We start from the raw sequence: 24,393 nt of genomic DNA on the forward strand, positions 1-24,393 counted from the left end.
CCGGGTATCTGCCATTTACTGATAAAGGCGTAAGGCTGACTGAAAGGCAGTTTGGCGTTATCATCTACATCGTTTTGAGTTTTATCGCGCCTGAGCGTCATTGTACGCTCAGGCGTTACTGGGGTAAGTCATGAGGTCCTTAGCCGATTTCGAATTTAATAAAGTGCCGCTTTGCGATGGCATGATCCTGATTTCTGAGATGATTCGCGACGATTTTACGTCGCAGTTTGTCTACGATGAGCTGGAGAATCTGGTCAGCCTGGCGCGTGAAGAGATTAATCAGGCTCGCCCGCAAGACTGGCAATTAGAGAAGCTGCTGGAGCTTTTCTACGGCGAATGGGGTTTCTGCGACACGCGGGGCGTATATCGTCTGTCTGACGCCTTATGGCTGGACCAGGTCTTAAAAAATCGTCAGGGCAGCGCCGTGGCGCTGGGTTCTATTTTGCTGTGGGTCGCGCACCGCCTGGATATTCCGCTGGTCCCGGTCATTTTCCCGACGCAGATGATCCTGCGTGCAGAGTGGCTGGACGGCGAAATGTGGCTCATTAATCCCTTCAACGGCGACACGCTGGATGAACATACGCTGGACGTGTGGCTGAAAGGCAATATCAGCCCGGTGGCTGAACTCTTTAACGAAGATCTCGACGAGGCGGATAACGCAGAGGTCATTCGCAAGCTGCTGGATACGCTGAAGTCCGCGTTAATGGAAGAGCGTCAGATGGAGCTGGCGCTGCGCGCCAGTGAAGTGCTGCTGCAGTTCAACCCGGAAGACCCGTACGAAATTCGCGATCGCGGGCTGATCTATGCGCAGCTCGACTGTGAGCACGTGGCGCTGAATGATTTGAATTATTTCGTCGAGCAGTGTCCGGAAGACCCCATTAGCGAAATGATTCGTGCGCAGATCAACGCGATCTCGCACAAACAAATTACACTGCATTAAATCTTAATTCCGATTCACACCTGAATAAGGCGATCCTATGAAACAAAAAGTGGTTAGCATTGGTGATATCAAGGTAGCAAACGACCTGCCGTTCGTACTGTTTGGCGGCATGAACGTACTGGAATCCCGCGACCTCGCCATGCGTATCTGCGAACACTACGTGACCGTGACCCAGAAGCTGGGCATCCCGTACGTGTTTAAGGCCTCTTTTGACAAAGCCAACCGCTCCTCCATCAACTCTTACCGTGGCCCAGGCCTGGAAGAGGGAATGAAAATTTTCCAGGAGCTGAAGCAGACTTTTGGCGTGAAAGTGATCACCGACGTGCATGAAGCCTCACAGGCGCAGCCGGTGGCAGACGTGGTGGACGTGATCCAGCTTCCGGCGTTCCTGGCTCGCCAGACCGACCTGGTTGCGGCGATGGCGAAAACCGGTGCTGTTATCAACGTGAAGAAACCACAGTTCGTGAGCCCGGGTCAGATGGGTAACATCGTCGATAAGTTTATCGAAGGTGGCAACGACAAGGTGATCCTGTGTGACCGTGGCGCAAACTTCGGTTACGACAACCTGGTTGTCGACATGCTGGGCTTCAGCGTGATGAAAAATGTCTCCGGCCAGTCTCCGGTGATTTTCGACGTGACCCACGCCCTGCAGTGCCGCGACCCGTTCGGCGCCGCGTCCGGTGGCCGTCGTGCCCAGGTTACCGAGCTGGCGCGTGCCGGTATGGCGACCGGCCTGGCAGGTCTGTTTATTGAAGCGCACCCGGATCCGGCAAATGCTAAATGCGACGGCCCATCTGCGCTGCCTCTGGATAAGCTGGAGCCGTTCCTGAAACAGATCAAAGCGATTGACGATCTGGTGAAGAGTTTCGACGAGCTGGATACCAGCAACTAATAAAAAAACCCGCTTCGGCGGGTTTTTTTATGGGGCATATTGCCGGGTGGCGCTGCGCTTACCCGGCCTACAAAACCCGTAAAGGCTACGCAAAAATCGTCATCAAGTACGCAATAAACAACGCCATATGCGCCGCGCCGTTCAGCACGTTGGTGCGTCCGGTTGAGAACGAAATCTGGCACAGCAGCAACGAGGCGACCATCACAATCATCTCCGGCGCACCCAGCGCAAACTGCAGCTCGTTGCCCGTCATAAAGGCAATCAGCGTCACCACCGGTACGGTGAGTGAAATCGTCGCCAGTACGGAGCCGAAAAACAGGTTCATTGCGCGCTGTACCTGATTATTCAACACCGCTTTCAGCGCACCCAGCCCTTCAGGGGACAGAATCAGCAGGGCTACCAGGAAGCCGGTAAACGCTACCGGTGCGTTCAGCTCGGTTAACAGCGTTTCCAGCGGGTTGGCATTCATCTTGGTGACCGCAATCACCGCAATCAGATGCACGATCAGCCAAACCGTATGCCACGCGCTGCTGTGGGCCGACGGCTTGCCGTGGTGCGGGTCATCATCGTCGCCGTCATCCTCATGCTCGTACACAAACAGGCTCTGGTGCGTTTTGGTTTGTATCAGCAGGAACACGCCGTACATGGCGGCGGAAATCAGTGCAACCAGCAGCGCCTGACCGGTGGTGAAGTTCGCACCCGGCAGCGCCATCGGGAAGACCAGTACGATAATGGCCAGCGGGAAGAGGGCAATCAGATACTGTTTGATGCCGAACAGGTTCATATACTGGGTCGCGAACTTACGGCCGCCCAGCAGCAGAGAGAAGCCCACCAGGCCGCCCGTCACAATCATAATGATCGAGTAGAGCGTGTCGCGCATCAGCGTCGGCGCGGCATCACCCGTCGCCATAAGCGCGGAAATCAGGCTGACTTCGAGAATAACGACGGAAAGGCTGAGAATTAACGATCCGTACGGCTCGCCCAGACGGTGGGCCAGGACGTCCGCATGGCGAACGACGCTAAACGCGCTGGTTAAGATGCCGACCAGAGCAAGAATATTGATACCAACCACCACTGGCAGTGACTGACTGCTTCCCCAGAAGAGCAGCACAGCCAGTGCCAGAACCGGGAAAATGAGTGACGTCTCCTTGTGGCGGGTCTTTACCGCCTCTTGTGTTGCTGTCATGTGCTTCTCCATCAATGCAGGTGCTTGTAATTATAGATAGAATTTTGAGGTCATTAAACTAACAGATCTCTGTTAAATACCCTTTATTTTTTACTTAATTTTACCCTTTGTCGTAATTTCTTTGTTTGGTGTCCATAATTCGCTGTCTTTATTATATATTCATTAAATAACAATGAATTATAAAAAGCATATATTCATAAATTATCGCGGAGTGGCACCATGCCATATCGTCGTCCACACTTATCTCTTTAGCCAAAAGAGAGGTCAGTGATGCCTTATAAAACGAAACGCGAATTACCCGATAACGTACAAAACGTGCTGCCCGCCCACGCGCAGGATATCTACAAAGAGGCGTTTAACAGCGCCTGGGATCAATACAAAGATAAGGACGATCGCCGGGATGATGCCAGCCGTGAAGAGACGGCCCACAAAGTCGCCTGGGCCGCCGTAAAACATGAATATGAGAAAGGAGACGACGATAAATGGCATAAAAAGAAATAGCCATGAAATAATTCGCTGCCTTCATTTTGACTTTTCAGGCGGTTGAACTTCCGTTGTATTGCAACTGGTCCGCTAATTGCTTATCGTTATTTAACTGCTGGCAAAATGACCAGCACATAATGCCGGGAAGGCGAACTACAGATGTCGCAAGGAAGCATGCAGTGGCGGAGGTGTAAAGTGTTAACGCGTGATTTCTTAATGAAGGCAGATTGTAAGACGGCATTTGGTGCTATTGAGGAATCGCTTCTCTGGTCAGCTGAACAACGTGCGGCGTCACTCGCTGCCACGCTTGCCTGCCGCCCGGATGATGGCCCGGTATGGATTTTTGGCTACGGTTCCCTGATGTGGAACCCGGCTCTGGAATTTGTCGAATCGGCAACGGGAACGCTGCCTGGCTGGCATCGCGCATTTTGCCTGCGCCTGACGGCCGGACGCGGCAGCGCGTGCCAGCCGGGGCGCATGCTTGCACTGAAAGAGGGCGGGCGCACCACGGGCGTGGCGTATCGCCTTCCGGATGCCACGCTGGAACAGGAGCTCACGCTACTCTGGAAGCGTGAAATGATCACCGGCTGCTATATGCCGAGCTGGTGCAAGCTGGAACTGGACGACGGACGCACCGTCAATGCGCTGGTGTTTATTATGGATCCGCGCCATCCGCTGTATGAAGCGGACACCCGTACGCAGGTGATTGCCCCGTTGATCGCCGCCGCGAGCGGGCCGCTGGGCACCAACGCGCAGTATCTCTTCTCCCTCGATCAGGAGCTAACTCGCCTCGGCATGAAGGACGACTGTCTGAATGAGCTGGTGGTGAAGGTGAAGGCGCTGCTGGAAGGGAACCCGCTCAACGGCGCGCTGCGACCGGGTTTTGCCTGATAATACGCCCGGCTTGCCGGGCGTTTAATGTTATGCGGCCACGTAGCTGACGGAATGCTCCAGCGACTGACTGTGGCTGTCGATCAGCACATCCCACGTGCCGGTATACGGCACGGTAAGCCACGCTTTATCATCCTGCACGGTCAGAATATCCGCCTGGGATTGTTTTGCTTTCGCACTCATCAGATGAATACGACAGCGCTCTGAGCAACGCACCACTACCGTATCCCCGCCAAACAGTTTCAAACTTGTTTTTACCAGTGCCATTTTTTTACCCCGTCGATTTTGCCCGTCCCGAGCGTGATATTGTTCACAAATTACTCATTGCATAACACCAAAGCGGGGAGCGAGGGATGATGATTTTGATCAAAAAATGGCATAACGTTTAAACAAAAATGACAAAATGCCTGAAACCATTCAGCTGGCGCGGGTTTTACCCGGTAAACCCGCGCCGGAATAAAATTAAATGCGGAAATGGCCGGCTGTTTCAGCAAGGTCGCCCGCCTGGCTCTGCAGTGCACCCGCGGCGGCGGCGGATTCCACCACCAGCTCGGCGTTCTGCTGCACCATGCGGTCGAGATGGGTCACCGCGTGGTTGATCTCGTGAATGCCTTTCATCTGCTCGCTGGTGGCGATGGAAATTTCGCGCATGATGCCTGAGACGCTGCCGATGCTGGAGCGGATCTCATCCATGCTTTCCCCTGCCAGATGCACGTAGCGGGAGCCGGTTGCCACGCTGTTGGTGGTCGAATCAATCAGCGATTTGATCTCTTTCGCCGCCTGAGCGCTGCGGCTCGCCAGGTTACGCACTTCGCCTGCTACAACGGCAAATCCGCGCCCCTGCTCACCGGCACGCGCCGCCTCGACGGAGGCGTTCAGCGCCAGAATGTTGGTCTGGAAAGCAATGCCGTCAATCACGCTGGTGATATCGCCAATTTTTGCCGACGCGACTTCAATGGACTGCATGGTGCTGATCGCCTGCGATACCACCTCGCCGCCGCGCGCCGCGGCCGCTGAGGCTTTGCTCGCCTGATCGTTGGCTTCTGCTGCCGATTCATTCGACTGGGTCACGGAAGCGGTGATCTGCTCTACTGCACTGGCCGTTTCGCGCAGGCTGGATGCCGCCTGCTCGGTGCGTCCGGAAAGATCCTGGTTACCTGCGGCAATTTCCTGCGCCGCGTTTTTCACCGATTCACTGGCATCCCGGAGCTGTACCATCACCACCGACAGCTTATCGCTGAAGGCATTAAAGGCCTGGGCAATCTGCGCGACCTCGTCCTCGCCGCTGTCCGGCAGGCGCTGGGACAGATCGTTAGTCCCGTTGGCAATGTTGTGCATCGCGTCGCGAATGTCGGACAGACGCTTCAGCAGGCGGGCAATCAGGAAGTGAACAATGGCCGCGCTCAGGAGTGCCAGGATCACCAGCGAAATCGCCGATGCTTTAAGCAGGGAACGCATGCCGGAGGTGGCGTCACCGTTGTCGAGCGCGACGACTAACAGCCAGTTAGTGCCCGGTACGGCTGTCGCCACGAAGGTTTTTTCAGCGTCGTTCAGCGTTCCGTCCACCGGCGTACCGCTTTTCAGCGCAGCAAAATCAATGCCTTTGATCGTCTCAGCAAACGGTTTGAGCGTAAGAGCGGGATCGTTAGCGGCAATCACGCTGCCGTCGCTGTTCAGAAGCAACCCGCTGCTGGCCGGGGTCGGATGGATCCCGCGCACGTTAGCCACAACGCTGTCCATGGCGACATCGCCCGCCACTACCGCTTTCAGGGTGCCATTTTCTTTCACCGGCACGGCGAAGGTCACCACCAGTTTACCGGTCCCCGCGTCAACGTAGGGCGCGGTGACAACCGGACCGTCCGTGCTGACCACCTGCTGATACCACGGGCGAATGGTCGGGTCATAATCCGCCGGAACGCCCGCCGGTTCAGAGAATTTCGCCGTTTTGCTGGCGTAGCCAACATAGACGTTGGTAAATCCACCCGCCTGCGCAAGCTGTTTAAACACCGGAACCGGATCGTCATTCAGCGCAACGGTCTGCGCGGAGGCAATCACCGTCATCTTGCTTTTTACCCAGTCGGCAATCGCCATGTTATGGCTGGCGCTGGTGCTGGTCAGAATATCGCGCTGGGACTGCTGGTTATCCTGACGTGTGACCTGAAAGTTAATAACGGTATTGAGGAGAAGGGCGACGACCAGACAGCCTGCCGTCGCAGCGATGATGCGTGCACGAATCGATCTGAACATAAGTGAAATACCTGCTGTGTTGTTTCCATGCCTATCGGCAACCCCGCAGGTAAACTTGATGCTGAAACCGCGTCCATAAGAAAATAATATTTTTACGAGTTTATTATTAAAAAGTTAATACTTTATCTGCGGACAGCGTCCACTCGGCCAGTTCAACCAGCGTACCAATTTCTACGCCATCAATCAGCGGCAGGCCGGTAATGCCGCGACCGTCGGTGCAGGTCTTGCACAGCTTCACCGGCACGTTTTGCGCGGTCAGGATCTCCAGCATCTGCTGAATGTTATAGCCCTCTGCCGGTTTTTGACCTTTCAGCCCGGCGGTGACCGCGTCCGACATTAAAAAGAGCCGTAACGCCAGGTCGCTCTCTTTTTCACGCAGCGCAATGGCCAGGCGCAGGCTGTTAAAAAGGGATTCGCTGCCGTAGGCCGCACCGTTGGCGACGATCACAATCTTTTGCATGTTGACTCCTGTTCTTATAAAGGCACGAAGAATATAGGGTTTACCGAGTTTACGCTGCTTGCAGCCGACAATAAACTTCAGGATATTCCTGAAATGTCCCGTAAGGCTGCAATTCTTTCCCAATGACGTTAAGGTAAGAGAGTCTTTTACAAAACTCAGGCGCAAATCCCGACGTTGATGGCTGTATCGTCCTGCATTCGTTTGCTCTTATTACTCCCCCTTATTACGGCCGGAGCCGTTCACGGTGCGCCGAATTCCTTTATGCATCAAGCACAGAATCCCTTCGATAACAATGGGGATAGTTTGCCTGACCTCGGCATGGCGGCACCAACGGGCGAGGGGGAGAAGCATCTGGCCGAAATGGCGAAAGCCTTCGGTGAAGCCAGCATGACCGACAACGGCCTGACAACGGGCGAGCAGGCGCGTCAGTTTGCGTTTGGTCAGGTGCGCGACGCGGTGAGCGGCGAAGTGAACCAGCAGATTGAATCCTGGCTTTCGCCTTGGGGGAACGCCAGCGTGAACTTACTGGTAGATAATGATGGCAAATTTAACGGCAGCAGCGGGAGCTGGTTTATCCCCTGGAACGATAACAACCGTTATCTGAGCTGGAGCCAGCTTGGCCTGACCCAGCAGACGGATGGCCTGGTCAGTAACGCTGGAATCGGTCAGCGCTGGGTCGCAGGGAAATGGCTGCTGGGTTACAACACGTTTTACGATAACCTTCTGGAGGAAAACCTGCAGCGTGCCGGGCTGGGGGCGGAGGCGTGGGGGGAAAATCTACGCCTGTCAGCCAACTATTATCAGCCCTTTTCCGGCTGGCGCGAGCGCTCCGACGTCCAGGAGCAGCGCATGGCGCGCGGATATGACGTCACCGCTAAAGCCTGGCTGCCGTGGTTCCATCACCTCAATACCAGCGTCAGCGTCGAGCAATACTTTGGCGATAACGTTGACCTCTTCAACAGCGGAACCGGCTATCACAACCCGGTGGCGGTGAATCTGGGGCTTAACTATACCCCCGTTCCGCTGGTCACCTTGACCGCCGCGCATAAGCAGGGCGAAAGTGGCGAGAGCCAGAATAACCTCGGACTGAAGCTCAACTATCGCTTTGGCGTACCGCTGGCTAAGCAGCTTTCCGCCGGTGAAGTTGCCGCCACGCGCTCCCTGCGCGGAAGCCGCTATGACTCGCCTGAGCGCAATAGCCTGCCGGTGATGGAGTTCCGCCAGCGTAAAACGCTGTCCGTGTGGCTGGCAACGCCGCCGTGGGATCTGAAAGGGGGTGAGACCGTTATGCTGAAGCTTCAGGTTCGCAGCACGAACGGCATTCGTCAGATCCACTGGCAGGGGGATACGCAGGCATTGAGCCTGACGTCGCCGGCTAAAAGCAACAGTAGCGACGGCTGGAGCGTGATTATGCCTGCCTGGGATGAGCGTGAAGGGGCGACAAACCGCTGGCACCTGTCGGCGGTAGTGGAAGATGAGAAGGGCCAGCGCGTCTCGTCTAATGAGATCGCGCTGACCGTCGTGCAGCCGCTGGTCGCGTTGCCCGACAACGACCCGCGCTGGAAGCTTCTGCCGGAGGAGTAATCCTTAAAAAATGCGTTCCTGATGCACCCACACCGCGGCTTCAACGCGGGATTTCAACTTCATTTTCTTCAGCATATGCTTCACGTGCACTTTGACCGTGCTTTCGGTGATGTCCAGGCGGCGGGCGATCATTTTGTTCGGCAGCCCCTGAGCAATGAGTTTGAGAATATCGCGCTCGCGCGGGGTTAACTGGCTGACGTCACGGTCAGAGGTGGCGCGATTGGCGCGCAGGCTGGCGGCCAGGACCGGCGTTAAGGCTTCGCTGAGCACCATCTCGCCCGCCGCGGCCTGCTGCAGCGCCTTAAGCAAGTCTTCCGGCTCCATATCCTTCAGCAGATAACCATCCGCCCCGCGCTTCAGCGCCGTGACAACATCCTCTTCATGGTTTGACACGCTAAAGACGACGATGCGCCCGGAAAGGGATTTTTCCCGCAGCTTGTCGAGCGTTTCCAGACCGTTCATGCCGGGCATATTCAGATCGAGCAGGATCAGATCGGGATCGAGGGATTCGGCAAGCTCAATGCCCTGTTCACCGTTGCTGGCTTCGCCAACCACGGTGATATCGGGTGCCATGCTGACCAGCTGTTTTACGCCAGTACGCAGCATTGGATGGTCGTCGATCAACAGGATGGATGCCGGTTCCTGATTAGTCATGGGTTTCTCCTTGAGCAGTTGTAAGCGGTTTCTCGGGAATAAAGGTGACGACAACTTCCGTGCCGCCCGTCTCTCTCCGGCGAACCTGGCAATCACCGCGCAGGCTTTGGGCGCGGTCTCGCATAATAATTAAACCATAGTGGTTAGTGCGTTCGGCATTTTCCGGCACGCCGCGGCCGTTGTCATGAACCGTGAGCTTCACCTGATTGTTGTGCTGGCTGACGGTGACCGTTACCGCCGTCGCGCCGGAGTGCTTGAGCACGTTGCTCAGCGCTTCACGGGCGATCTGCAGTAAATGTATGGCCTGGTGGGAGGGAACAAACCGCGGCGGCAGCTGGTAGTCCAGCCTTACCGGGAACCCCAGCCGGGCGCTAAATTCGTGGCAGCTGGCTTCCAGCGCCGGGCGCAGGCCAGGCTCGGTCAGCTGCAGACGGAAGGTGGTCAGCAGCTCGCGAAGCTGTATCCAGGAGGTGTTCAGCTCGTTGCGGATCTGGCTGAGCAGCTGCTTATTGCTTTCCGGCATCTCCGCATCCTGCATCTGCAGGCAGCTCACCTGCATTTTCATACAGGAGAGCGACTGGGCGATAGAGTCGTGAAGCTCGCGGGCAATAGTCGCGCGCTCTTCCATAACAATCAGCTGCTGCTGCTTTTCCTGATGCCTGTCGAGCGCCAGCGTGGCCGTTAGCTGCTCGACCAGCGTATCAACCAGCTGCTGCTGGTCATGGCTAAGGTGACGCCCGGCAGGCAGCGTTGCCAGCAGAATACCGTACTGGGTGTGGCTGTCGGTCAGGCGCCACTTCAGGGTGGTGCCGCTGGAGGTGAGCGGCGGCAGGCCGCGAGGGCAAAGATGACAGCCTTTGTCATCGCAGGACATATCTGACTGGCAGGTAAATTCCTGATGGTTATCTTCGTCTTCCACATCGTAGACGCGCAGCTCAAGGTCGTGGAGCAGGGTCAGATTTTGCAGGCCGTTCAGCACCGGCGAGAGGCGTTCACAAAGCGGCACCTGCATGTGCAGCCGACGGTTGGCCTGCCACAGGAAGGAGAGGATCTCGTTTTTCTGCTCCAGGCCGGCCGTTTTTTCCTGAACGCGCTGTTCCAGCACCGCGTAGCTCTCGGAGAGCTCTGCCGACATGGTATTGAGTGCCTGGCCGAGCATGGCCATCTCGTTGCGCCCGCTGATGTGCGTGCGCTGGGTAAAATCGCGTGCGGTAACCGCGCGGGCCATTGCCAGCAGCTGTTTCCACGGGTTCAGCAGCCGCGCGCGGAGCCAGAGGATGGTGAAGATCAGCAGCAGCCCCATAAACAGCGCCATCGCGCGGTGCACCATCACCACCCGGTCGATGCGTAATTCGGTGGTTTGGTCAAAAGAGGAGACCAGCGCATCAATGCGCGAGACGAACCCCGCGACGTCCTGCGCAACGGTTTCTGTGCTGCGCGCCTGCTTGAGTCCGGGCTCCAGCTGGGTGTGCCAGTAGCCCTGAAGGGCGTTAAGCTGGGACTGCTGACCGGCGCGGATGGCGGCGTTTTCCAGTTCGGGGCTGAAGACCGTGCGCTCCATTTCATCAATCAGGGGACGATCGTCCTGCGTCAGGGGAACCGATGCCAGCAGGCGATAACTCTGCATGCGTAGCGAGCCTGCCTCGTTGATGGCATGCGCATTACCCTGTACTCCCTGTACCAGCCAGCCAGAGATCGCCATGCCGGTCACGCCGATGGCGGTGGACAGCAAAACAATTAGGGCTAGCTGATTCACGAGCGTCAGCGGAGATAAACATCTTTTTAACATAGAGGTGGCGTGCTCCTGACGTGGCCTGCCTGCAGGAATGGCGCTATTCTGGTGCATACCCTGGAGTATACCCATACCAATAAAGGATTACCCCTAAATTGCCAGCGGAGTAGGGGGAAGGAGGTGGGGGTAGCCAGGAACCGTCAGTGCCGTGAAAAACCACGTCTTTTTTACCGAATTAGCCTACTCACTAAGGGTAAGGCCTTATTTTGCGCCGCAAATCCTCCCACTTTTCCTTTGATTTATATCAACTTACCGCCGCCCTAAAACCCTAATGTTTGCAGCATCATTCGAGAATCAGAGGTGTCTATGAGTCACTCATCCGCTCCCGAAAGGGAAAATGGTGCCGTTATTACAGACTGGCGTCCAGAGGATCCGGCGTTCTGGCAACAGCGCGGCCATCGTGTAGCAAGCCGGAATCTATGGATTTCCGTGCCGTGTTTGTTATTAGCGTTTTGCGTATGGATGTTGTTTAGCGCGGTGGCGGTCAATCTGCCAAAAGTTGGGTTTACGTTTACGACCGATCAGCTGTTTATGCTGACCGCGCTGCCGTCGCTGTCAGGCGCGCTGCTGCGTGTACCTTACGCGTTTATGGTGCCGGTGTTTGGCGGTCGTCGCTGGACGGCGTTCAGTACGGGCATCATGATCGTCCCTTGCGTGTGGCTCGGCTTCGCGGTGCAGGATACCTCTACGCCGTTCAGCGTATTCGTGATTATCTCCCTGCTGTGCGGTTTTGCGGGTGCGAACTTCGCCTCCAGCATGGCAAACATCAGCTTCTTCTTCCCGAAAGCGAAGCAGGGCGGCGCGCTGGGCATTAACGGCGGTCTGGGGAATATGGGCGTCAGCGTAATGCAGCTGATTGCTCCGCTGGCGATCTCGGTCTCCATTTTTGCGGCCTTTGGCGGCGGTGGCGTTGAGCAGGCGGATGGTTCTTCCCTCTATCTGCAAAACGCCGCCTGGATCTGGGTACCTTTCCTGGTGGTCTTCACCCTCGCAGCCTGGTTCTTTATGAATGACCTCTCCGCGTCGAAGGCATCGCTGAGCGAACAGCTGCCGGTGCTGAAGCGTGGACACCTCTGGGTAATGGCGCTGCTGTATCTGGCTACCTTCGGTTCGTTTATCGGCTTCTCGGCGGGCTTCGCGATGCTGTCGAAAACGCAGTTCCCGGAGATTCAGATCCTGCACTTTGCCTTCTTCGGGCCGTTTATTGGTGCCCTGGCACGTTCGCTGGGCGGCATGGTGTCTGACCGCCTGGGCGGTACCCGCGTGACGCTGGTTAACTTCGTCGTGATGGCGGTCTTCTGCGCGCTGCTGTTCCTGACGCTGCCCGTCGACGGACAGGGCGGTAACTTCATCGCCTTTTTCGGCGTGTTTATGGTGCTGTTCCTGACGGCCGGGCTGGGGAGTGCGTCTACCTTCCAGATGATCTCCGTGATCTTCCGTAAGCTGACGATGGATCGCGTGAAGGCGCAGGGCGGGAGCGAAGAGCAGGCGATGCGCGAAGCGGCGACGGATACGGCTGCGGCGCTGGGCTTTATCTCTGCCATCGGCGCGATTGGCGGCTTCTTTATCCCGAAAGCGTTCGGTATCTCTCTGGACCTGACCGGCTCTCCGGCCGGTGCCATGAAGGTCTTCCTCGTCTTCTATATCGCCTGCGTTGTGATTACGTGGCTGGTATATGGCCGAAATACTAAGAAAAATAAGTAAGTGTGATTATCCGTTTACGCGGCCTTCGGGCCGCTTTTTTTTGCGCTGTAAATAGTTACAACATACTGACGAGTTTGCACAGGAGGCCAGCGGGTAACGCTGCGATCGCCATCGCTTTACAGGTCGCTCTACCCCTTAATACCTGAGATGTTAAATGTTGACCGGCTTTTTGTACGATAAAATAAAAATAGTCATATATTTCATATATATATTGATTTTTATAAGATACCGCTTTGGTGGTATTCGGTATAACTCCTCGCCTGAAAGTCCCTCCTCGTCTTGATCGTTATCAATTCTCCCCCTCTTTCAGGGCGTTACCTTCGCTGCAAATCAGCAATGTCGATTTAGAGAGCCACAGGCTCCACACAGGAGATACCCGATGAGCAAATTTTTGGACCGGTTTCGCTACTTCAAACAGAAGGGTGAAACTTTTGCCGATGGGCACGGCCAGGTTCTGGATACCAACCGGGACTGGGAAGACGGTTACCGTCAGCGCTGGCAGCATGACAAAGTCGTCCGTTCGACCCACGGCGTGAACTGTACTGGCTCATGTAGCTGGAAGATTTTCGTTAAAAACGGTCTGGTGACCTGGGAAATGCAGCAGACCGACTATCCGCGCACCCGCCCGGATTTGCCAAACCACGAACCGCGCGGCTGCCCGCGTGGCGCCAGCTACTCCTGGTATCTCTACAGCGCTAACCGTCTGAAATACCCGCTGATGCGCAAGCGCCTGATGAAGATGTGGCGTGAAGCGAAAGTGCAGCACAGCGATCCGGTGGATGCCTGGGCGTCCATCATCGAAGACGCTGACAAAGCAAAAAGCTTCAAGCAGGCTCGCGGTCGCGGTGGTTTCGTTCGCTCCTCATGGAAAGAAGTGAACGAGCTGATTGCCGCCTCCAACGTCTACACCGTCAAAACCTACGGTCCTGACCGCGTGGCGGGCTTCTCGCCAATCCCGGCGATGTCGATGGTTTCTTACGCCTCCGGAGCTCGCTATCTGTCACTTATCGGCGGGACCTGCCTGAGCTTCTACGACTGGTACTGCGACCTGCCGCCTGCGTCTCCGCAGACCTGGGGCGAGCAGACCGACGTGCCGGAATCCGCGGACTGGTACAACTCCAGCTATATCATCGCCTGGGGCTCTAACGTTCCTCAGACGCGTACGCCGGACGCGCACTTCTTTACCGAAGTTCGTTACAAAGGCACCAAAACCGTAGCGGTGACCCCCGACTACGCGGAAATCGCCAAGCTTTGCGATCTGTGGCTGGCGCCGAAACAGGGTACCGATGCCGCAATGGCGATGGCGATGGGCCACGTCATGCTGCGTGAATTCCATCTTGATAAGCCAAGCCAGTACTTCACCGACTACGTTCGCCGCTACACCGACATGCCGATGCTGGTCATGCTGGAAGAGCGTGAGGGCTACTATGCTGCTGGCCGCACGCTGCGCGCTGCCGATCTGGTGGATTCGCTGGGTCAGGAAAATAACCCTGAGTGGAAAACCGTTGCGTATAACAGCAACGGCGAGCTGGTGGCGCCAAACGGCTCTATCGGCTTCCGCTGGGGCGAGAAGGGCAAGTGGAACCTTGAGCAACGCAACGGCACTACCGGCGAAGAGACGGAGCTGCGCCTGAGCATGCTGGGCAGCCAGGACGAGATCGCTGAAGTCGGGTTCCCCTATTTTGGTGGCGAAGGTTCAGAGCATTTCAACAAGGTTGAACTGAAAAACGTTCTGATGCACAAACTGCCGGTTAAACGCCTGCAGCTGGCCGACGGTTCTACCGCACTGGTTACCACCGTTTATGACCTGACCATGGCGAACTATGGTCTGGAACGCGGTCTGGGCGATGAAAACTGCGCAACCGGCTATGACGACATGAAAGCCTACACTCCGGCCTGGGCGGAGCAGATCACCGGCGTGCCTCGCGCACACATTACCCGTATCGCGCGTGAGTTCGCAGAAAACGCGGACAAAACGCACGGTCGTTCGATGATCATCGTCGGTGCGGGTCTGAACCACTGGTATCACCTCGATATGAACTATCGCGGTCTGATCAACATGCTGATCTTCTGCGGCTGCGTGGGTCAGAGCGGCGGCGGCTGGGCGCACTACGTGGGCCAGGAAAAACTGCGTCCGCAGACCGGCTGGCAGCCGCTGGCGTTTGCCCTCGACTGGCAGCGTCCGGCACGCCACATGAACAGCACTTCCTACTTCTATAACCACTCCAGCCAGTGGCGCTACGAAACGGTCACCGCGCAGGAGCTGCTGTCGCCGATGGCGGATAAATCCCGCTACAGCGGCCACCTGATTGACTTTAACGTGCGCGCAGAGCGCATGGGATGGCTGCCGTCGGCGCCGCAGCTGGGCACTAACCCGCTGCGCATTGCGGAAGCGGCGAAGCAAGCGGGCATGTCACCGGTGGATTACACCGTGAAATCCCTGAAGGATGGCTCAATCCGCTTCGCGGCTGAACAGCCGGAGAACGGTAAAAACCACCCGCGTAACCTGTTCATCTGGCGCTCCAACCTGCTGGGCTCGTCCGGTAAAGGCCACGAGTACATGCTGAAATACCTGCTCGGTACCGAAAACGGTATCCAGGGGAAAGATCTCGGCAAGCAGGGCGGCGTGAAGCCGGAAGAGGTGGAGTGGAAAGATAACGGTCTCGACGGCAAGCTGGATCTGGTGGTAACGCTCGACTTCCGTCTGTCCAGCACCTGCCTGTACTCCGACATCGTGCTGCCAACCGCGACCTGGTACGAAAAAGACGACATGAATACCTCGGATATGCATCCGTTTATTCATCCGCTGTCTGCGGCCGTTGACCCGGCGTGGGAATCGAAAAGCGACTGGGATATCTACAAAGACATCGCGAAGAAATTCTCTGAAGTCTGCGTAGGGCACCTGGGCAAAGAGACCGACGTGGTGACGCTGCCAATCCAGCACGACTCCGCCGCCGAACTGGCGCAGCCGCTGGACGTGAAGGACTGGAAAAAAGGCGAATGCGACCTGATCCCGGGCGTGACCGCGCCGCACATTATTCCGGTTGAACGCGACTACCCGGCAACCTACGAACGCTTTACCTCTATCGGCCCGCTGATGGAAAAAATCGGTAACGGCGGTAAAGGGATCGCCTGGAACACCCAGAGCGAAATGGATCTGCTGCGCAAGCTTAACTACACCAAAGCGGACGGCCCGGCGAAAGGCCAGCCCATGCTGAACACGGCGATTGATGCGGCTGAAATGATCCTGACCCTGGCCCCGGAAACCAACGGCCACGTTGCCGTGAAGGCCTGGGCGGCACTGAGCGAGTTCACCGGTCGCGACCACACGCACCTGGCGAAGAATAAAGAGGAAGAGAAAATCCGCTTCCGCGATATTCAGGCGCAGCCGCGTAAGATTATCTCCAGCCCGACCTGGTCAGGCCTGGAAGATGAGCACGTGTCTTATAACGCCGGCTACACCAACGTTCACGAGCTGATCCCATGGCGCACCCTGTCCGGCCGCCAGTCGCTGTATCAGGATCACCAGTGGATGCGCGACTTTGGTGAAAGCCTGCTGGTCTACCGTCCGCCAATCGACACCCGCTCCGTGAAGTCCGTGATGGGGGCGAAATCGAACGGTAACCCTGAGAAGGCGCTGAACTTCCTGACGCCGCACCAGAAGTGGGGTATTCACTCCACCTACAGCGACAACCTGCTGATGCTGACCCTGTCGCGCGGCGGTCCGATTGTCTGGATGAGCGAAGCGGATGCCAAAGATCTGGGTATTGAAGATAACGACTGGATCGAAGTGTTCAACAGCAACGGTGCCCTGACGGCGCGTGCGGTGGTGAGCCAGCGCGTACCGGCCGGGATGACCATGATGTACCACGCGCAGGAACGTATCGTTAACCTGCCGGGGTCAGAAATTACCGAGCAGCGCGGCGGGATCCACAACTCCGTGACCCGTATTACGCCGAAGCCGACCCACATGATCGGTGGCTATGCGCAGCTGGCCTACGGCTTTAACTACTACGGCACCGTAGGATCGAACCGCGATGAGTTCGTGGTGGTACGTAAGATGAAGAACATTAACTGGTTAGACGGCGAAGGTAATGACCAGGTACAGGAGAGCGTAAAATGAAAATTCGTTCACAAGTCGGCATGGTGCTGAATCTGGATAAATGCATCGGCTGTCATACCTGCTCGGTCACCTGTAAAAACGTCTGGACCAGCCGTGAAGGTATGGAGTACGCCTGGTTCAACAACGTGGAAAGCAAGCCGGGCACCGGCTTCCCGACAGACTGGGAAAACCAGGAGAAGTGGAAGGGCGGCTGGATCCGTAAAATCAACGGCAAGCTGCAGCCGCGCATGGGTAACCGTGCGATGCTGCTGGGTAAAATCTTTGCTAACCCGCACCTGCCGGGCATTGACGATTACTACGAGCCGTTTGACTACGACTATCAGAACCTGCACAACGCGCCGGAAAGCAAACACCAGCCGATCGCCCGTCCTCGCTCGCTGATCACCGGTCAGCGCATGGACAAAATTACCAGCGGTCCAAACTGGGAAGAGATTCTGGGCGGCGAGTTTGAGAAACGCGCCAAAGACCAGAACTTCGAGAACATGCAGAAGGCGATGTACGGCCAGTTCGAAAACACCTTCATGATGTATCTGCCGCGCCTGTGCGAGCACTGCCTCAACCCGGCGTGCGTGGCGACCTGCCCGAGCGGCGCCATCTACAAGCGTGAAGAAGACGGCATCGTGCTGATCGACCAGGACAAGTGCCGCGGCTGGCGTATGTGCATCACCGGCTGCCCGTACAAAAAAATCTACTTCAACTGGAAGAGCGGCAAGTCTGAGAAGTGCATCTTCTGCTACCCGCGTATCGAAGCCGGGATGCCAACCGTCTGCTCCGAAAGCTGCGTAGGCCGTATTCGTTATCTCGGCGTGCTGCTGTATGACGCGGACGCGATTGAAAACGCAGCCAGCACCGAGCACGAGAAAGATCTGTATCAGCGTCAGCTGGACGTGTTCCTCGATCCAAACGATCCGAAGGTGATTGAGCAGGCGCTGAAAGACGGCGTGCCGCAGAGCGTCATCGACGCGGCGCAGCAGTCTCCGGTGTACAAAATGGCGATGGACTGGAAGCTGGCCCTGCCGCTGCATCCGGAATACCGCACTCTGCCGATGGTCTGGTACGTGCCGCCGCTGTCGCCGATTCAGTCTGCGGCTGACGCGGGCGAGCTGGGCAGCAACGGCATTCTGCCGGACGTGGAAAGCCTGCGTATTCCGGTTCAGTACCTGGCGAACCTGCTGACCGCAGGGGATACCCAGCCGGTACTGCTCGCGCTGAAGCGTATGCTGGCGATGCGTCACTTCAAGCGTGCGGAAACCGTAGACGGTGTTACCGATACCCGCGCGCTGGAAGAGGTCGGTCTGACCGAAGCCCAGGCGCAGGAAATGTACCGCTATCTGGCGATTGCCAACTATGAAGACCGTTTCGTGGTGCCGAGCAGCCACCGTGAACTGGCCCGCGAAGCCTTCCCGGAAAAAAATGGCTGTGGCTTTACCTTTGGCGACGGCTGCCACGGGTCAGACAGCAAATTCAACCTGTTCAACAGCCGCCGCATCGACGCTATGGATGTGACCAGCAAAACGGAGCCGCACCAATGATTGAACTCGTCATTGTTTCGCGTCTGCTCGAGTACCCGGATGCTGCGCTTGCGCAGCATCAGCAGGAACTTTTTGATGCACTCGCGTCATCTGAAAACCTGGATAAAGAGGATGCCCAGAAGCTGGGCGTCTTCCTCCGCGATCTGCTCGCGCGCGACCTTCTGGATGCCCAGTCGGACTACAGCCAGCTGTTTGATCGAGGCCGTGCAACGTCTCTGCTGCTGTTTGAACACGTGCACGGTGAATCCCGTGACCGCGGTCAGGCGATGGTAGACCTGATGGCCCAGTACGAACAGCACGGCCTGCTGCTCGACAGCCGCGAGCTGCCGGATCATCTGCCGCTGTACCTGGAGTACCTGGCGCAGCTGCCGAAAGAGGAGGCGTTAGGCGGTCTGCAGGACATCGCGCCGATCCTGGCGCTACTCGGCGCGCGTCTTCAGCAGCGCGAGAGCCGCTATGCGGTACTGTTCGATCTGCTGGTGAAGCTGGCCAACGCCGCGGTCGACAGTGAAAAAGTGGCGGAGAAAATTGCGGATGAAGCCCGCGATGATACGCCACAGGCGCTGGATGCGGTCTGGGAAGAAGAGCAGGTGAAATTCTTTGCTGACCAGAACTGCGGCGAGTCTGAAATCTCCGCTCACCAGCGTCGTTTTGCCGGCGCGGTTGCCCCGCAATATTTGAATATCTCTAACGGAGGACGGCACTAATGCACTTCCTGAATATGTTCTTCTTTGACATTTACCCGTATATCGCGGGCACCGTGTTCCTGGTGGGAAGCTGGCTGCGTTACGACTACGGCCAGTACACCTGGCGTGCTGCCTCCAGCCAGATGCTGGATCGTAAAGGGATGCATGTGGGCTCTAACCTGTTCCACATTGGTATTCTGGGGATTTTTGCCGGACACTTCCTGGGAATGCTGACGCCGCACTGGATGTACGAAGCGTGGCTGCCGATTGAGGTGAAGCAGAAGATGGCGATGATCGCCGGCGGTGCCTGCGGCGTGATGACCCTGGTGGGCGGCCTGCTGCTGCTGAAGCGTCGTCTGTTCAGCCCGCGCGTGCGTGCGACCACGACCGCAGCGGACATTCTGATCCTCTCCCTGCTGATGGTGCAGTGCGCGCTGGGCCTGCTGACCATTCCGTTCTCGGCGCAGCATATGGACGGAAGCGAAATGATGAAGCTGGTCGGCTGGGCGCAGTCCGTGGTGACCTTCCACGGCGGAGCGTCCGCGCACCTGGACGGCGTGGCGTTTATCTTCCGCGTTCACCTGGTGCTGGGCATGACGCTGTTTGTGCTGTTCCCGTTCTCTCGCCTGGTGCATATCTGGAGCGCGCCGGTGGAGTACCTGACGCGCAAATATCAGATTGTGCGCGCCCGCCGCTAATTCACCGTTTTGATACCAACCCCGCACTCGCGGGGTTTTTTTTCGCCCCAGCCCAGGTTGTTGCCCGCTGCAGCAAACAGGATCAGCGCACCGCCCGCCAGCTGCGTCAGGTTCAGCGAGTGTCCGAATACCAGATTATCGACAACGATCGCTACCACCGGATAGATAAACGACAGGGAACCGGTTATCGGCGTAGGCAGCTTCTGAATTGCGCTGTAGAGCAGCTGGTACATAATGCCGGTATGGACGATGCCCAGCGTCAGCAGGATCGGCCAGGGAAAATCACCTGAAAATGATGGCATGCTGGCAAACGGTAAAAGCATCACGACGCCCGTCAGCACCTGGATAAAGGCAATATGCTGCGGCGCAACGGATCTGAGTTTGCGGGCAATAATGGCCGTGACCGCGTAGAAGAAAGCCGCGGCCATCGCCAGACCGATTCCGGCGAGCCATTCACTGCCATGCGCGCCGGTCAGCTCGCTGGAGAGCAATATCACCACGCCGCCAAAGGCGAGGAACAGCCAGCCCCATTTCACCACGCTGACGCGTTCACCTAAAAACATCCCCATCAAGACCAGCATAAACGGCTGGGTGTTATAGACCACGGTAGAAAGACCAATAGAGATCCGTTCATAGGCTGCGAAGAGCAGCAGCCAGTTCACCACTAATGCCACGCCGCCGAGAATGGCCAGCAGCAGCGTGGTGCGGGTGAGGGGACTAAAGGGCTTTTGACTTACCCGGATAAAAATAAAAAGCGCTATAGCCCCGATAAGACAGCGCCAGAACACCACTTCCGTCACCGGCAGACCGCTGAGTAAAACAAACGCACCAATAGAGCCGGAAATTAACATCGCCAGGCTCATTTGCCAGACGCCTTTATGTAAATCACGCATCATCCACCTCCTGATTAGTGACGCTATTGTCGAAAATTGCTGTCGGGTTTTACAGAGGTGAGATAAGGTTGAATACGTTAATGGCTTTTTAAAATTAGGTAAAAGCGATGGAATACCTTCTCGATGATATCGATCGACAAATTTTAGCCTGCCTGGTCGAGGATGCGCGCATGTCTTTGAAGGTGCTCAGCGGACGCATCGGTCTGACTTCACCCAGCACGGCAGAACGCCTGAAAAGGCTGGAAGAGCGCGGTGTGGTTCAGGGGTATGGCGCACGGGTGAATCTGGCGGCGCTGGGGTATACGCTGCAGGCGCTGGTGCGCGTGCGGCCTTTGCCGGGGCTGTTGCATAAGGTGGATAAGTACATTCAGGCGATGCCGGAGTGTATTGAGAGCGACAAGGTCACCGGGGAAGATTGCTTTGTGATTAGGCTGGTGGTGCGGTCGATAGAGCAACTGGATGCGTTGCTGGACGGCCTGGCAGATCATGCCCAGTGTAATACGTCGATTGTGAAAAGTTCGCCGGTGAAGAGACGGTTGCCACCGATGTAGGTTTCTGTCGCCGGGTGGCGGCTGCGCCTTACCCGGCCTACAACGACGGATTCGGTTCAGTTTTATAATGATTTTTTTGGATTATTCGGGAAGTGATGGTGGTGGGGGAAGGATTACTCGGCGCGTTGCGCCTCGCCCTTCGGGTCGTTGCCTGCGGCAACGCTTTCTCGCTACGCTCGAATCGAACCTTAGTCGAAGCTTCTCATCCTTCCCCGTGACGGAAATGCCTGATGCCTGGTGCGAACAGAAGGTTTGGAGTTATTTGGAAGTGATGGTGGTGGGGGAAGGATTCGAACCTTCGAAGTCGATGACGGCAGATTTACAGTCTGCTCCCTTTGGCCGCTCGGGAACCCCACCAGGGGTAATTCAAATTTTGAGGTCGTGCTGAGAGATGGTGGTGGGGGAAGGATTCGAACCTTCGAAGTCGATGACGGCAGATTTACAGTCTGCTCCCTTTGGCCGCTCGGGAACCCCACCACGGGGTAATGCTTTTAACTGGCCTGCTTCCTGCTGGAAGCGGGGCGCATCATATCAAATGAGACGCCCCTGTAAAGCATTCCTTTAGGGAAATGAAGTTGTTTGCCTGCTTTTTATCCGTAAAGGCGCAAAGCTAATCAATTCATTTTCCGAAAGATTAAAGAATGATGGTTCTGTTGCCGTACACGAAGACCCGCTGCGCCAGCACCTGATACAGCGCACGGCTAAGCACGTTCTTCTCGACGTCACGTCCGGCGCGCATCATGTCCTCGGCGGTGTAGGTGTGGTCCACATGAATCACGTCCTGCATGATGATTGGGCCTTCGTCGAGGTTGTCGTTCACGTAGTGCGCGGTCGCACCGATGATCTTCACGCCGCGCTCGTACGCCTGATGATATGGGCGAGCACCGATAAAGGCCGGCAGGAACGAGTGGTGAATGTTGATGATCTTGTTCGGGAAACGCGCCACGAAGGAGGGCGTCAACACGCGCATGTATTTCGCCAGCACTACGTAGTCCGGATTATGCGCTTCAATGGCCTGTGCCATCAGATCGTCGTGTTCTTCACGGGTATGGCCTTCGTGGCTCACCAGCTCGAACGGAATATCAAAACGCTCGACCAGCGTGCGCAGCGTCTCATGGTTGCCAATAACGGCAGCAATTTCAACGTCCAGACCGCCGTAGTTGGCTTTCATCAGCAGGTCGCCAAGGCAGTGTGCTTCTTTGGTCACCAGAATCACAACGCGGCGTCGGCCTGCTGGGGTTAACTCGCGCACGGAACCTTCCGGCAGCGCGCTGTCCAGATCGGCAAGCAGGGTGGTGTCGTTGAAAATACCTTCCAGCTCGGTACGCATAAAGAAGCGGCCGGTACGGTGGTCAACGAACTCGTTGTTCTGCACGATATTCAGTTCATGTTTGTAGCAAATGTTGGTAATTCGTGCGATCAGCCCTTTTTGATCGGGACAGATGGTGCGCAGAACTTTACGTTGTAATGATTGCATCGCCGGGAAATCCTGTTTGTATTTGCGAAATCTGGGTTGTCAGGCGTTACTGCCCGCAACACTTTTTAAATTTTTTACCTGAACCACAAGGGCAGGGATCGTTACGACCAAACTGCGGGCGCGTTCCGTCAATATAATACCACTGCCCGCTTTCCTTTAAGAACCGGGAACGCTCGATAATGGCACCAGGTTTATTATTCTCGGTAAAGCGGGCAACAAAGCTGACGTAACCTTCATCAACATGACTGCCTGTTGAGGATTCATAGACGGTGAGGCCGAGCCACTGCGTGTTCGTAAACCCGGCTTCGATGTCCTGTCTGAATTCGGCAGCGCGGCAGGAGGGATGCCAGGTTTTAATCAGATAGTCTGCGTCTTTGATCACAAAAGCAGTGTAACGTGAACGCATAAGGTGTGACGGGTCTGGTGCAACCTGATCGCCAGACAGATATCGCTGGCAACATAGGCTATACTCCAGAGCGCTACCACAGGGGCAGAGTTGAGACACGATTCTCTTCCTGGAACAAAATATAAAGGCGTAAAACGCTTCGGGTAGCACTATGTTAACTGAGGCGTTGCGTTGACGCTATGTCAGGAATCCAGGGGAAGTAAAACAGGACTAATGAGAAAGGTTAAAATTGGGCTGGCGCTGGGTTCAGGTGCCGCCCGGGGATGGTCACACATCGGCGTAATTAATGCCTTAAACAAGATGGGCATTGACGTTGATATCGTCGCAGGGTGTTCAATCGGATCGCTTGTCGGCTCCGCTTACGCGTGCGGGAAGCTTCCGGAACTCGAGACCTGGGTGCGCGCCTTCAGCTACTGGGACGTGCTGCGTCTGATGGACCTCTCGTGGCAGCGTGGCGGGCTGCTGCGCGGAGAGCGCGTCTTTAACCAGTTCCGCCAGGTTATGCCTCTCGAAGACTTCACGGATTGTCAGATGCCTTTCGGCGCCGTCGCGACGAACCTCAGCACAGGACGCGAACTCTGGCTAACCGAAGGGGATATTCACCTTGCGGTGCGTGCCTCCTGCAGTATGCCGGGGCTCATGGCACCTGTCCCACACAACGGCTACTGGCTTGTCGACGGTGGCGTCGTGAACCCGGTCCCCATCTCTCTGACCCGTGCTATGGGGGCGGATATCGTGATTGCCGTCGACCTGCAGCACGACGCCCACCTGATGCAACAGGACCTCATGCCGGTCAATCTCCAGAGCGAAGATGCCGAGGGCGAAAAACTGGCCTGGCATGAACGCCTGCGAGGAAGAATCGGGCGTATGGCCGCACGTCGCTCGGTTGCCGCGCCGACGGCAATAGAAATCATGACCACGTCAATCCAGGTACTGGAGAATCGCCTTAAGCGCAATCGTATGGCAGGCGACCCGCCAGATATTCTTATTCAGCCTTACTGTCCGCAAATATCTACCCTTGATTTCCATCGGGCTGAGGCCGCCATCGCAGCGGGCTCGTTAGCCGTCGAAAAGAAAATGGACGAATTGTTGCCTTTTGTGCGAGCAGCACGTTAAGCACCTTTTTTGATTACTTCAGCAAAATCTGACAGGCGATAGTGCCGATCGCATGCCACTATTTAGTTACTGTCAGCC

At 56.5% G+C, this 24,393-nt stretch carries 21 protein-coding genes, 2 tRNA genes, 1 other RNA gene and 1 pseudogene; 13 read left to right on the forward strand and 12 right to left on the reverse strand.

The window, feature by feature from the left end:
- Positions 1 to 5 precede the first annotated feature (5 nt).
- The 3 genes and pseudogenes from V4835_RS10330 to kdsA form a co-directional block, all read left to right on the forward strand.
- Positions 6 to 89, forward strand: a pseudogene (locus V4835_RS10330) (siroheme synthase); the annotation flags it as partial.
- 41 nt (positions 90 to 130) lie between these two features.
- Positions 131 to 940 (forward strand): invasion regulator SirB1, encoded by an 810-nt coding sequence (gene sirB1 / locus V4835_RS10335; protein WP_023312124.1) that lies wholly within the window; start codon positions 131 to 133, stop codon positions 938 to 940.
- A 37-nt stretch (positions 941 to 977) separates the two neighbouring features.
- Positions 978 to 1,832: a 3-deoxy-8-phosphooctulonate synthase gene (kdsA, locus tag V4835_RS10340; protein WP_029741601.1), complete on the forward strand. Its 855-nt coding sequence runs from the start codon at positions 978 to 980 to the stop codon at positions 1,830 to 1,832.
- An 85-nt stretch (positions 1,833 to 1,917) separates the two neighbouring features.
- Here the strand turns inward: kdsA and chaA are convergent, their stop codons facing one another.
- Positions 1,918 to 3,018 carry a sodium-potassium/proton antiporter ChaA gene (gene chaA / locus V4835_RS10345; protein WP_063143884.1) on the reverse strand — a complete coding sequence of 367 codons (1,101 nt, stop codon included), beginning with the start codon at positions 3,016 to 3,018 and terminating at the stop codon, positions 1,918 to 1,920.
- Between the two features lie 270 nt (positions 3,019 to 3,288).
- Here chaA and chaB point away from each other — a divergent pair, with 270 nt between their 5' ends.
- Both chaB and V4835_RS10355 read left to right on the forward strand, forming a co-directional pair.
- Positions 3,289 to 3,519 carry a putative cation transport regulator ChaB gene (gene chaB / locus V4835_RS10350; protein WP_008499518.1) on the forward strand — a complete coding sequence of 77 codons (231 nt, stop codon included), beginning with the start codon at positions 3,289 to 3,291 and terminating at the stop codon, positions 3,517 to 3,519.
- A 177-nt stretch (positions 3,520 to 3,696) separates the two neighbouring features.
- A complete protein-coding gene (locus V4835_RS10355) occupies positions 3,697 to 4,392 on the forward strand; it encodes a gamma-glutamylcyclotransferase (protein WP_331412107.1) in 696 nt (231 codons plus the stop codon).
- 30 nt (positions 4,393 to 4,422) lie between these two features.
- Here the strand turns inward: V4835_RS10355 and V4835_RS10360 are convergent, their stop codons facing one another.
- The 3 genes from V4835_RS10360 to V4835_RS10370 form a co-directional block, all read right to left on the reverse strand.
- Positions 4,423 to 4,659, reverse strand: coding sequence for a hypothetical protein (locus V4835_RS10360; protein ID WP_331412108.1), 237 nt, complete (start codon positions 4,657 to 4,659; stop codon positions 4,423 to 4,425).
- 195 nt (positions 4,660 to 4,854) lie between these two features.
- Positions 4,855 to 6,639, reverse strand: a complete 1,785-nt coding sequence (locus V4835_RS10365) for a methyl-accepting chemotaxis protein (RefSeq protein WP_331412109.1) — start codon at positions 6,637 to 6,639, stop codon at positions 4,855 to 4,857.
- 106 nt (positions 6,640 to 6,745) lie between these two features.
- On the reverse strand, positions 6,746 to 7,099 hold the full coding sequence (locus V4835_RS10370) for a DsrE/DsrF/TusD sulfur relay family protein (protein WP_008499522.1): 354 nt from the start codon (positions 7,097 to 7,099) through the stop codon (positions 6,746 to 6,748).
- Positions 7,100 to 7,276: 177 nt separating this feature from the next.
- Here V4835_RS10370 and V4835_RS10375 point away from each other — a divergent pair, with 177 nt between their 5' ends.
- On the forward strand, positions 7,277 to 8,683 hold the full coding sequence (locus V4835_RS10375) for a YchO/YchP family invasin (RefSeq protein ID WP_331412110.1): 1,407 nt from the start codon (positions 7,277 to 7,279) through the stop codon (positions 8,681 to 8,683).
- Between the two features lie 3 nt (positions 8,684 to 8,686).
- On the opposite strand, the gene narL is transcribed toward V4835_RS10375, so the two are convergent.
- Together narL and narX are read right to left on the reverse strand one after the other, a co-directional pair.
- A complete protein-coding gene (gene narL / locus V4835_RS10380) occupies positions 8,687 to 9,337 on the reverse strand; it encodes a two-component system response regulator NarL (protein WP_008499531.1) in 651 nt (216 codons plus the stop codon).
- On the reverse strand, positions 9,330 to 11,126 hold the full coding sequence (narX, locus tag V4835_RS10385) for a nitrate/nitrite two-component system sensor histidine kinase NarX (RefSeq protein WP_331412111.1): 1,797 nt from the start codon (positions 11,124 to 11,126) through the stop codon (positions 9,330 to 9,332). Before narX ends, narL begins: the two co-directional genes overlap by 8 nt.
- Positions 11,127 to 11,435: 309 nt before the next feature.
- Between narX and V4835_RS10390 the strand changes: the two genes are divergently transcribed.
- From V4835_RS10390 to narI, 5 genes are all read left to right on the forward strand, one after another.
- On the forward strand, positions 11,436 to 12,833 hold the full coding sequence (locus V4835_RS10390) for a NarK family nitrate/nitrite MFS transporter (protein WP_033145765.1): 1,398 nt from the start codon (positions 11,436 to 11,438) through the stop codon (positions 12,831 to 12,833).
- Positions 12,834 to 13,212: 379 nt separating this feature from the next.
- Positions 13,213 to 16,956 (forward strand): nitrate reductase subunit alpha, encoded by a 3,744-nt coding sequence (locus tag V4835_RS10395; protein WP_331412112.1) that lies wholly within the window; start codon positions 13,213 to 13,215, stop codon positions 16,954 to 16,956.
- Entirely contained in the window at positions 16,953 to 18,488 is a 1,536-nt protein-coding gene (gene narH / locus V4835_RS10400) for a nitrate reductase subunit beta (protein ID WP_023312109.1), read from the forward strand. Before V4835_RS10395 ends, narH begins: the two co-directional genes overlap by 4 nt.
- Positions 18,485 to 19,195 carry a nitrate reductase molybdenum cofactor assembly chaperone gene (narJ, locus tag V4835_RS10405; protein WP_063143893.1) on the forward strand — a complete coding sequence of 237 codons (711 nt, stop codon included), beginning with the start codon at positions 18,485 to 18,487 and terminating at the stop codon, positions 19,193 to 19,195. The genes narH and narJ overlap by 4 nt, the downstream gene beginning before the upstream one ends.
- Positions 19,195 to 19,872 (forward strand): respiratory nitrate reductase subunit gamma, encoded by a 678-nt coding sequence (gene narI, locus V4835_RS10410; protein ID WP_023312107.1) that lies wholly within the window; start codon positions 19,195 to 19,197, stop codon positions 19,870 to 19,872. Before narJ ends, narI begins: the two co-directional genes overlap by 1 nt.
- Here the strand turns inward: narI and V4835_RS10415 are convergent.
- Complete coding sequence (locus V4835_RS10415; protein ID WP_331412113.1) at positions 19,869 to 20,765, reverse strand: DMT family transporter; 897 nt, start codon at positions 20,763 to 20,765, stop codon at positions 19,869 to 19,871. The genes narI and V4835_RS10415 overlap by 4 nt on opposite strands.
- 107 nt (positions 20,766 to 20,872) lie before the next feature.
- Here V4835_RS10415 and V4835_RS10420 point away from each other — a divergent pair, with 107 nt between their 5' ends.
- Positions 20,873 to 21,316 carry an Lrp/AsnC family transcriptional regulator gene (locus V4835_RS10420; RefSeq protein ID WP_331412114.1) on the forward strand — a complete coding sequence of 148 codons (444 nt, stop codon included), beginning with the start codon at positions 20,873 to 20,875 and terminating at the stop codon, positions 21,314 to 21,316.
- 96 nt (positions 21,317 to 21,412) lie between these two features.
- On the opposite strand, the gene V4835_RS10425 is transcribed toward V4835_RS10420, so the two are convergent.
- The 5 genes from V4835_RS10425 to V4835_RS10445 all read right to left on the reverse strand — a co-directional run bounded on the left by V4835_RS10425 (position 21,413) and on the right by V4835_RS10445 (position 23,298).
- Positions 21,413 to 21,543: non-coding RNA, RtT sRNA (locus V4835_RS10425), on the reverse strand.
- A gap of 45 nt (positions 21,544 to 21,588) precedes the next feature.
- A tRNA-Tyr gene (locus tag V4835_RS10430) sits at positions 21,589 to 21,673 on the reverse strand.
- A 35-nt stretch (positions 21,674 to 21,708) separates the two neighbouring features.
- Positions 21,709 to 21,793 (reverse strand) — tRNA-Tyr (locus V4835_RS10435).
- 157 nt (positions 21,794 to 21,950) lie between these two features.
- Positions 21,951 to 22,793, reverse strand: a complete 843-nt coding sequence (gene purU / locus V4835_RS10440) for a formyltetrahydrofolate deformylase (protein ID WP_023335983.1) — start codon at positions 22,791 to 22,793, stop codon at positions 21,951 to 21,953.
- Positions 22,794 to 22,839: 46 nt separating this feature from the next.
- A complete protein-coding gene (locus tag V4835_RS10445) occupies positions 22,840 to 23,298 on the reverse strand; it encodes a YchJ family protein (RefSeq protein WP_032642221.1) in 459 nt (152 codons plus the stop codon).
- Positions 23,299 to 23,412: 114 nt separating this feature from the next.
- On the opposite strand from V4835_RS10445, the gene rssA reads away from it, so the two are divergent.
- Entirely contained in the window at positions 23,413 to 24,315 is a 903-nt protein-coding gene (gene rssA, locus V4835_RS10450; RefSeq protein ID WP_063143896.1) for a patatin-like phospholipase RssA, read from the forward strand.
- Positions 24,316 to 24,393: the final 78 nt, after the last annotated feature.

It is taken from the genome of Enterobacter cloacae complex sp. CARB60 (assembly GCF_036487345.1).
In the GTDB taxonomy this organism is placed as follows: Bacteria; Pseudomonadota; Gammaproteobacteria; order Enterobacterales; family Enterobacteriaceae; genus Enterobacter; species Enterobacter asburiae_D.

What these genes read in the sequence shown, in the direction of transcription:
- narJ (WP_063143893.1), top strand. Translation starts at nt 18,485, where the DNA reads ATGATTGAACTCGTCATTGTTTCGCGTCTGCTCGAGTACCCGGATGCT.
- sirB1 (WP_023312124.1), top strand. Translation starts at nt 131, where the DNA reads ATGAGGTCCTTAGCCGATTTCGAATTTAATAAAGTGCCGCTTTGCGAT.
- narI (WP_023312107.1), top strand. Translation starts at nt 19,195, where the DNA reads ATGCACTTCCTGAATATGTTCTTCTTTGACATTTACCCGTATATCGCG.
- V4835_RS10370 (WP_008499522.1), bottom strand. Translation starts at nt 7,099, where the DNA reads ATGCAAAAGATTGTGATCGTCGCCAACGGTGCGGCCTACGGCAGCGAA.
- narX (WP_331412111.1), bottom strand. Translation starts at nt 11,126, where the DNA reads ATGTTAAAAAGATGTTTATCTCCGCTGACGCTCGTGAATCAGCTAGCC.
- narL (WP_008499531.1), bottom strand. Translation starts at nt 9,337, where the DNA reads ATGACTAATCAGGAACCGGCATCCATCCTGTTGATCGACGACCATCCA.
- narH (WP_023312109.1), top strand. Translation starts at nt 16,953, where the DNA reads ATGAAAATTCGTTCACAAGTCGGCATGGTGCTGAATCTGGATAAATGC.
- V4835_RS10360 (WP_331412108.1), bottom strand. Translation starts at nt 4,659, where the DNA reads ATGGCACTGGTAAAAACAAGTTTGAAACTGTTTGGCGGGGATACGGTA.
- V4835_RS10375 (WP_331412110.1), top strand. Translation starts at nt 7,277, where the DNA reads ATGGCTGTATCGTCCTGCATTCGTTTGCTCTTATTACTCCCCCTTATT.
- V4835_RS10415 (WP_331412113.1), bottom strand. Translation starts at nt 20,765, where the DNA reads ATGCGTGATTTACATAAAGGCGTCTGGCAAATGAGCCTGGCGATGTTA.
- V4835_RS10390 (WP_033145765.1), top strand. Translation starts at nt 11,436, where the DNA reads ATGAGTCACTCATCCGCTCCCGAAAGGGAAAATGGTGCCGTTATTACA.
- purU (WP_023335983.1), bottom strand. Translation starts at nt 22,793, where the DNA reads ATGCAATCATTACAACGTAAAGTTCTGCGCACCATCTGTCCCGATCAA.
- chaB (WP_008499518.1), top strand. Translation starts at nt 3,289, where the DNA reads ATGCCTTATAAAACGAAACGCGAATTACCCGATAACGTACAAAACGTG.
- rssA (WP_063143896.1), top strand. Translation starts at nt 23,413, where the DNA reads ATGAGAAAGGTTAAAATTGGGCTGGCGCTGGGTTCAGGTGCCGCCCGG.
- V4835_RS10420 (WP_331412114.1), top strand. Translation starts at nt 20,873, where the DNA reads ATGGAATACCTTCTCGATGATATCGATCGACAAATTTTAGCCTGCCTG.
- V4835_RS10395 (WP_331412112.1), top strand. Translation starts at nt 13,213, where the DNA reads ATGAGCAAATTTTTGGACCGGTTTCGCTACTTCAAACAGAAGGGTGAA.
- chaA (WP_063143884.1), bottom strand. Translation starts at nt 3,018, where the DNA reads ATGACAGCAACACAAGAGGCGGTAAAGACCCGCCACAAGGAGACGTCA.
- V4835_RS10365 (WP_331412109.1), bottom strand. Translation starts at nt 6,639, where the DNA reads ATGTTCAGATCGATTCGTGCACGCATCATCGCTGCGACGGCAGGCTGT.
- kdsA (WP_029741601.1), top strand. Translation starts at nt 978, where the DNA reads ATGAAACAAAAAGTGGTTAGCATTGGTGATATCAAGGTAGCAAACGAC.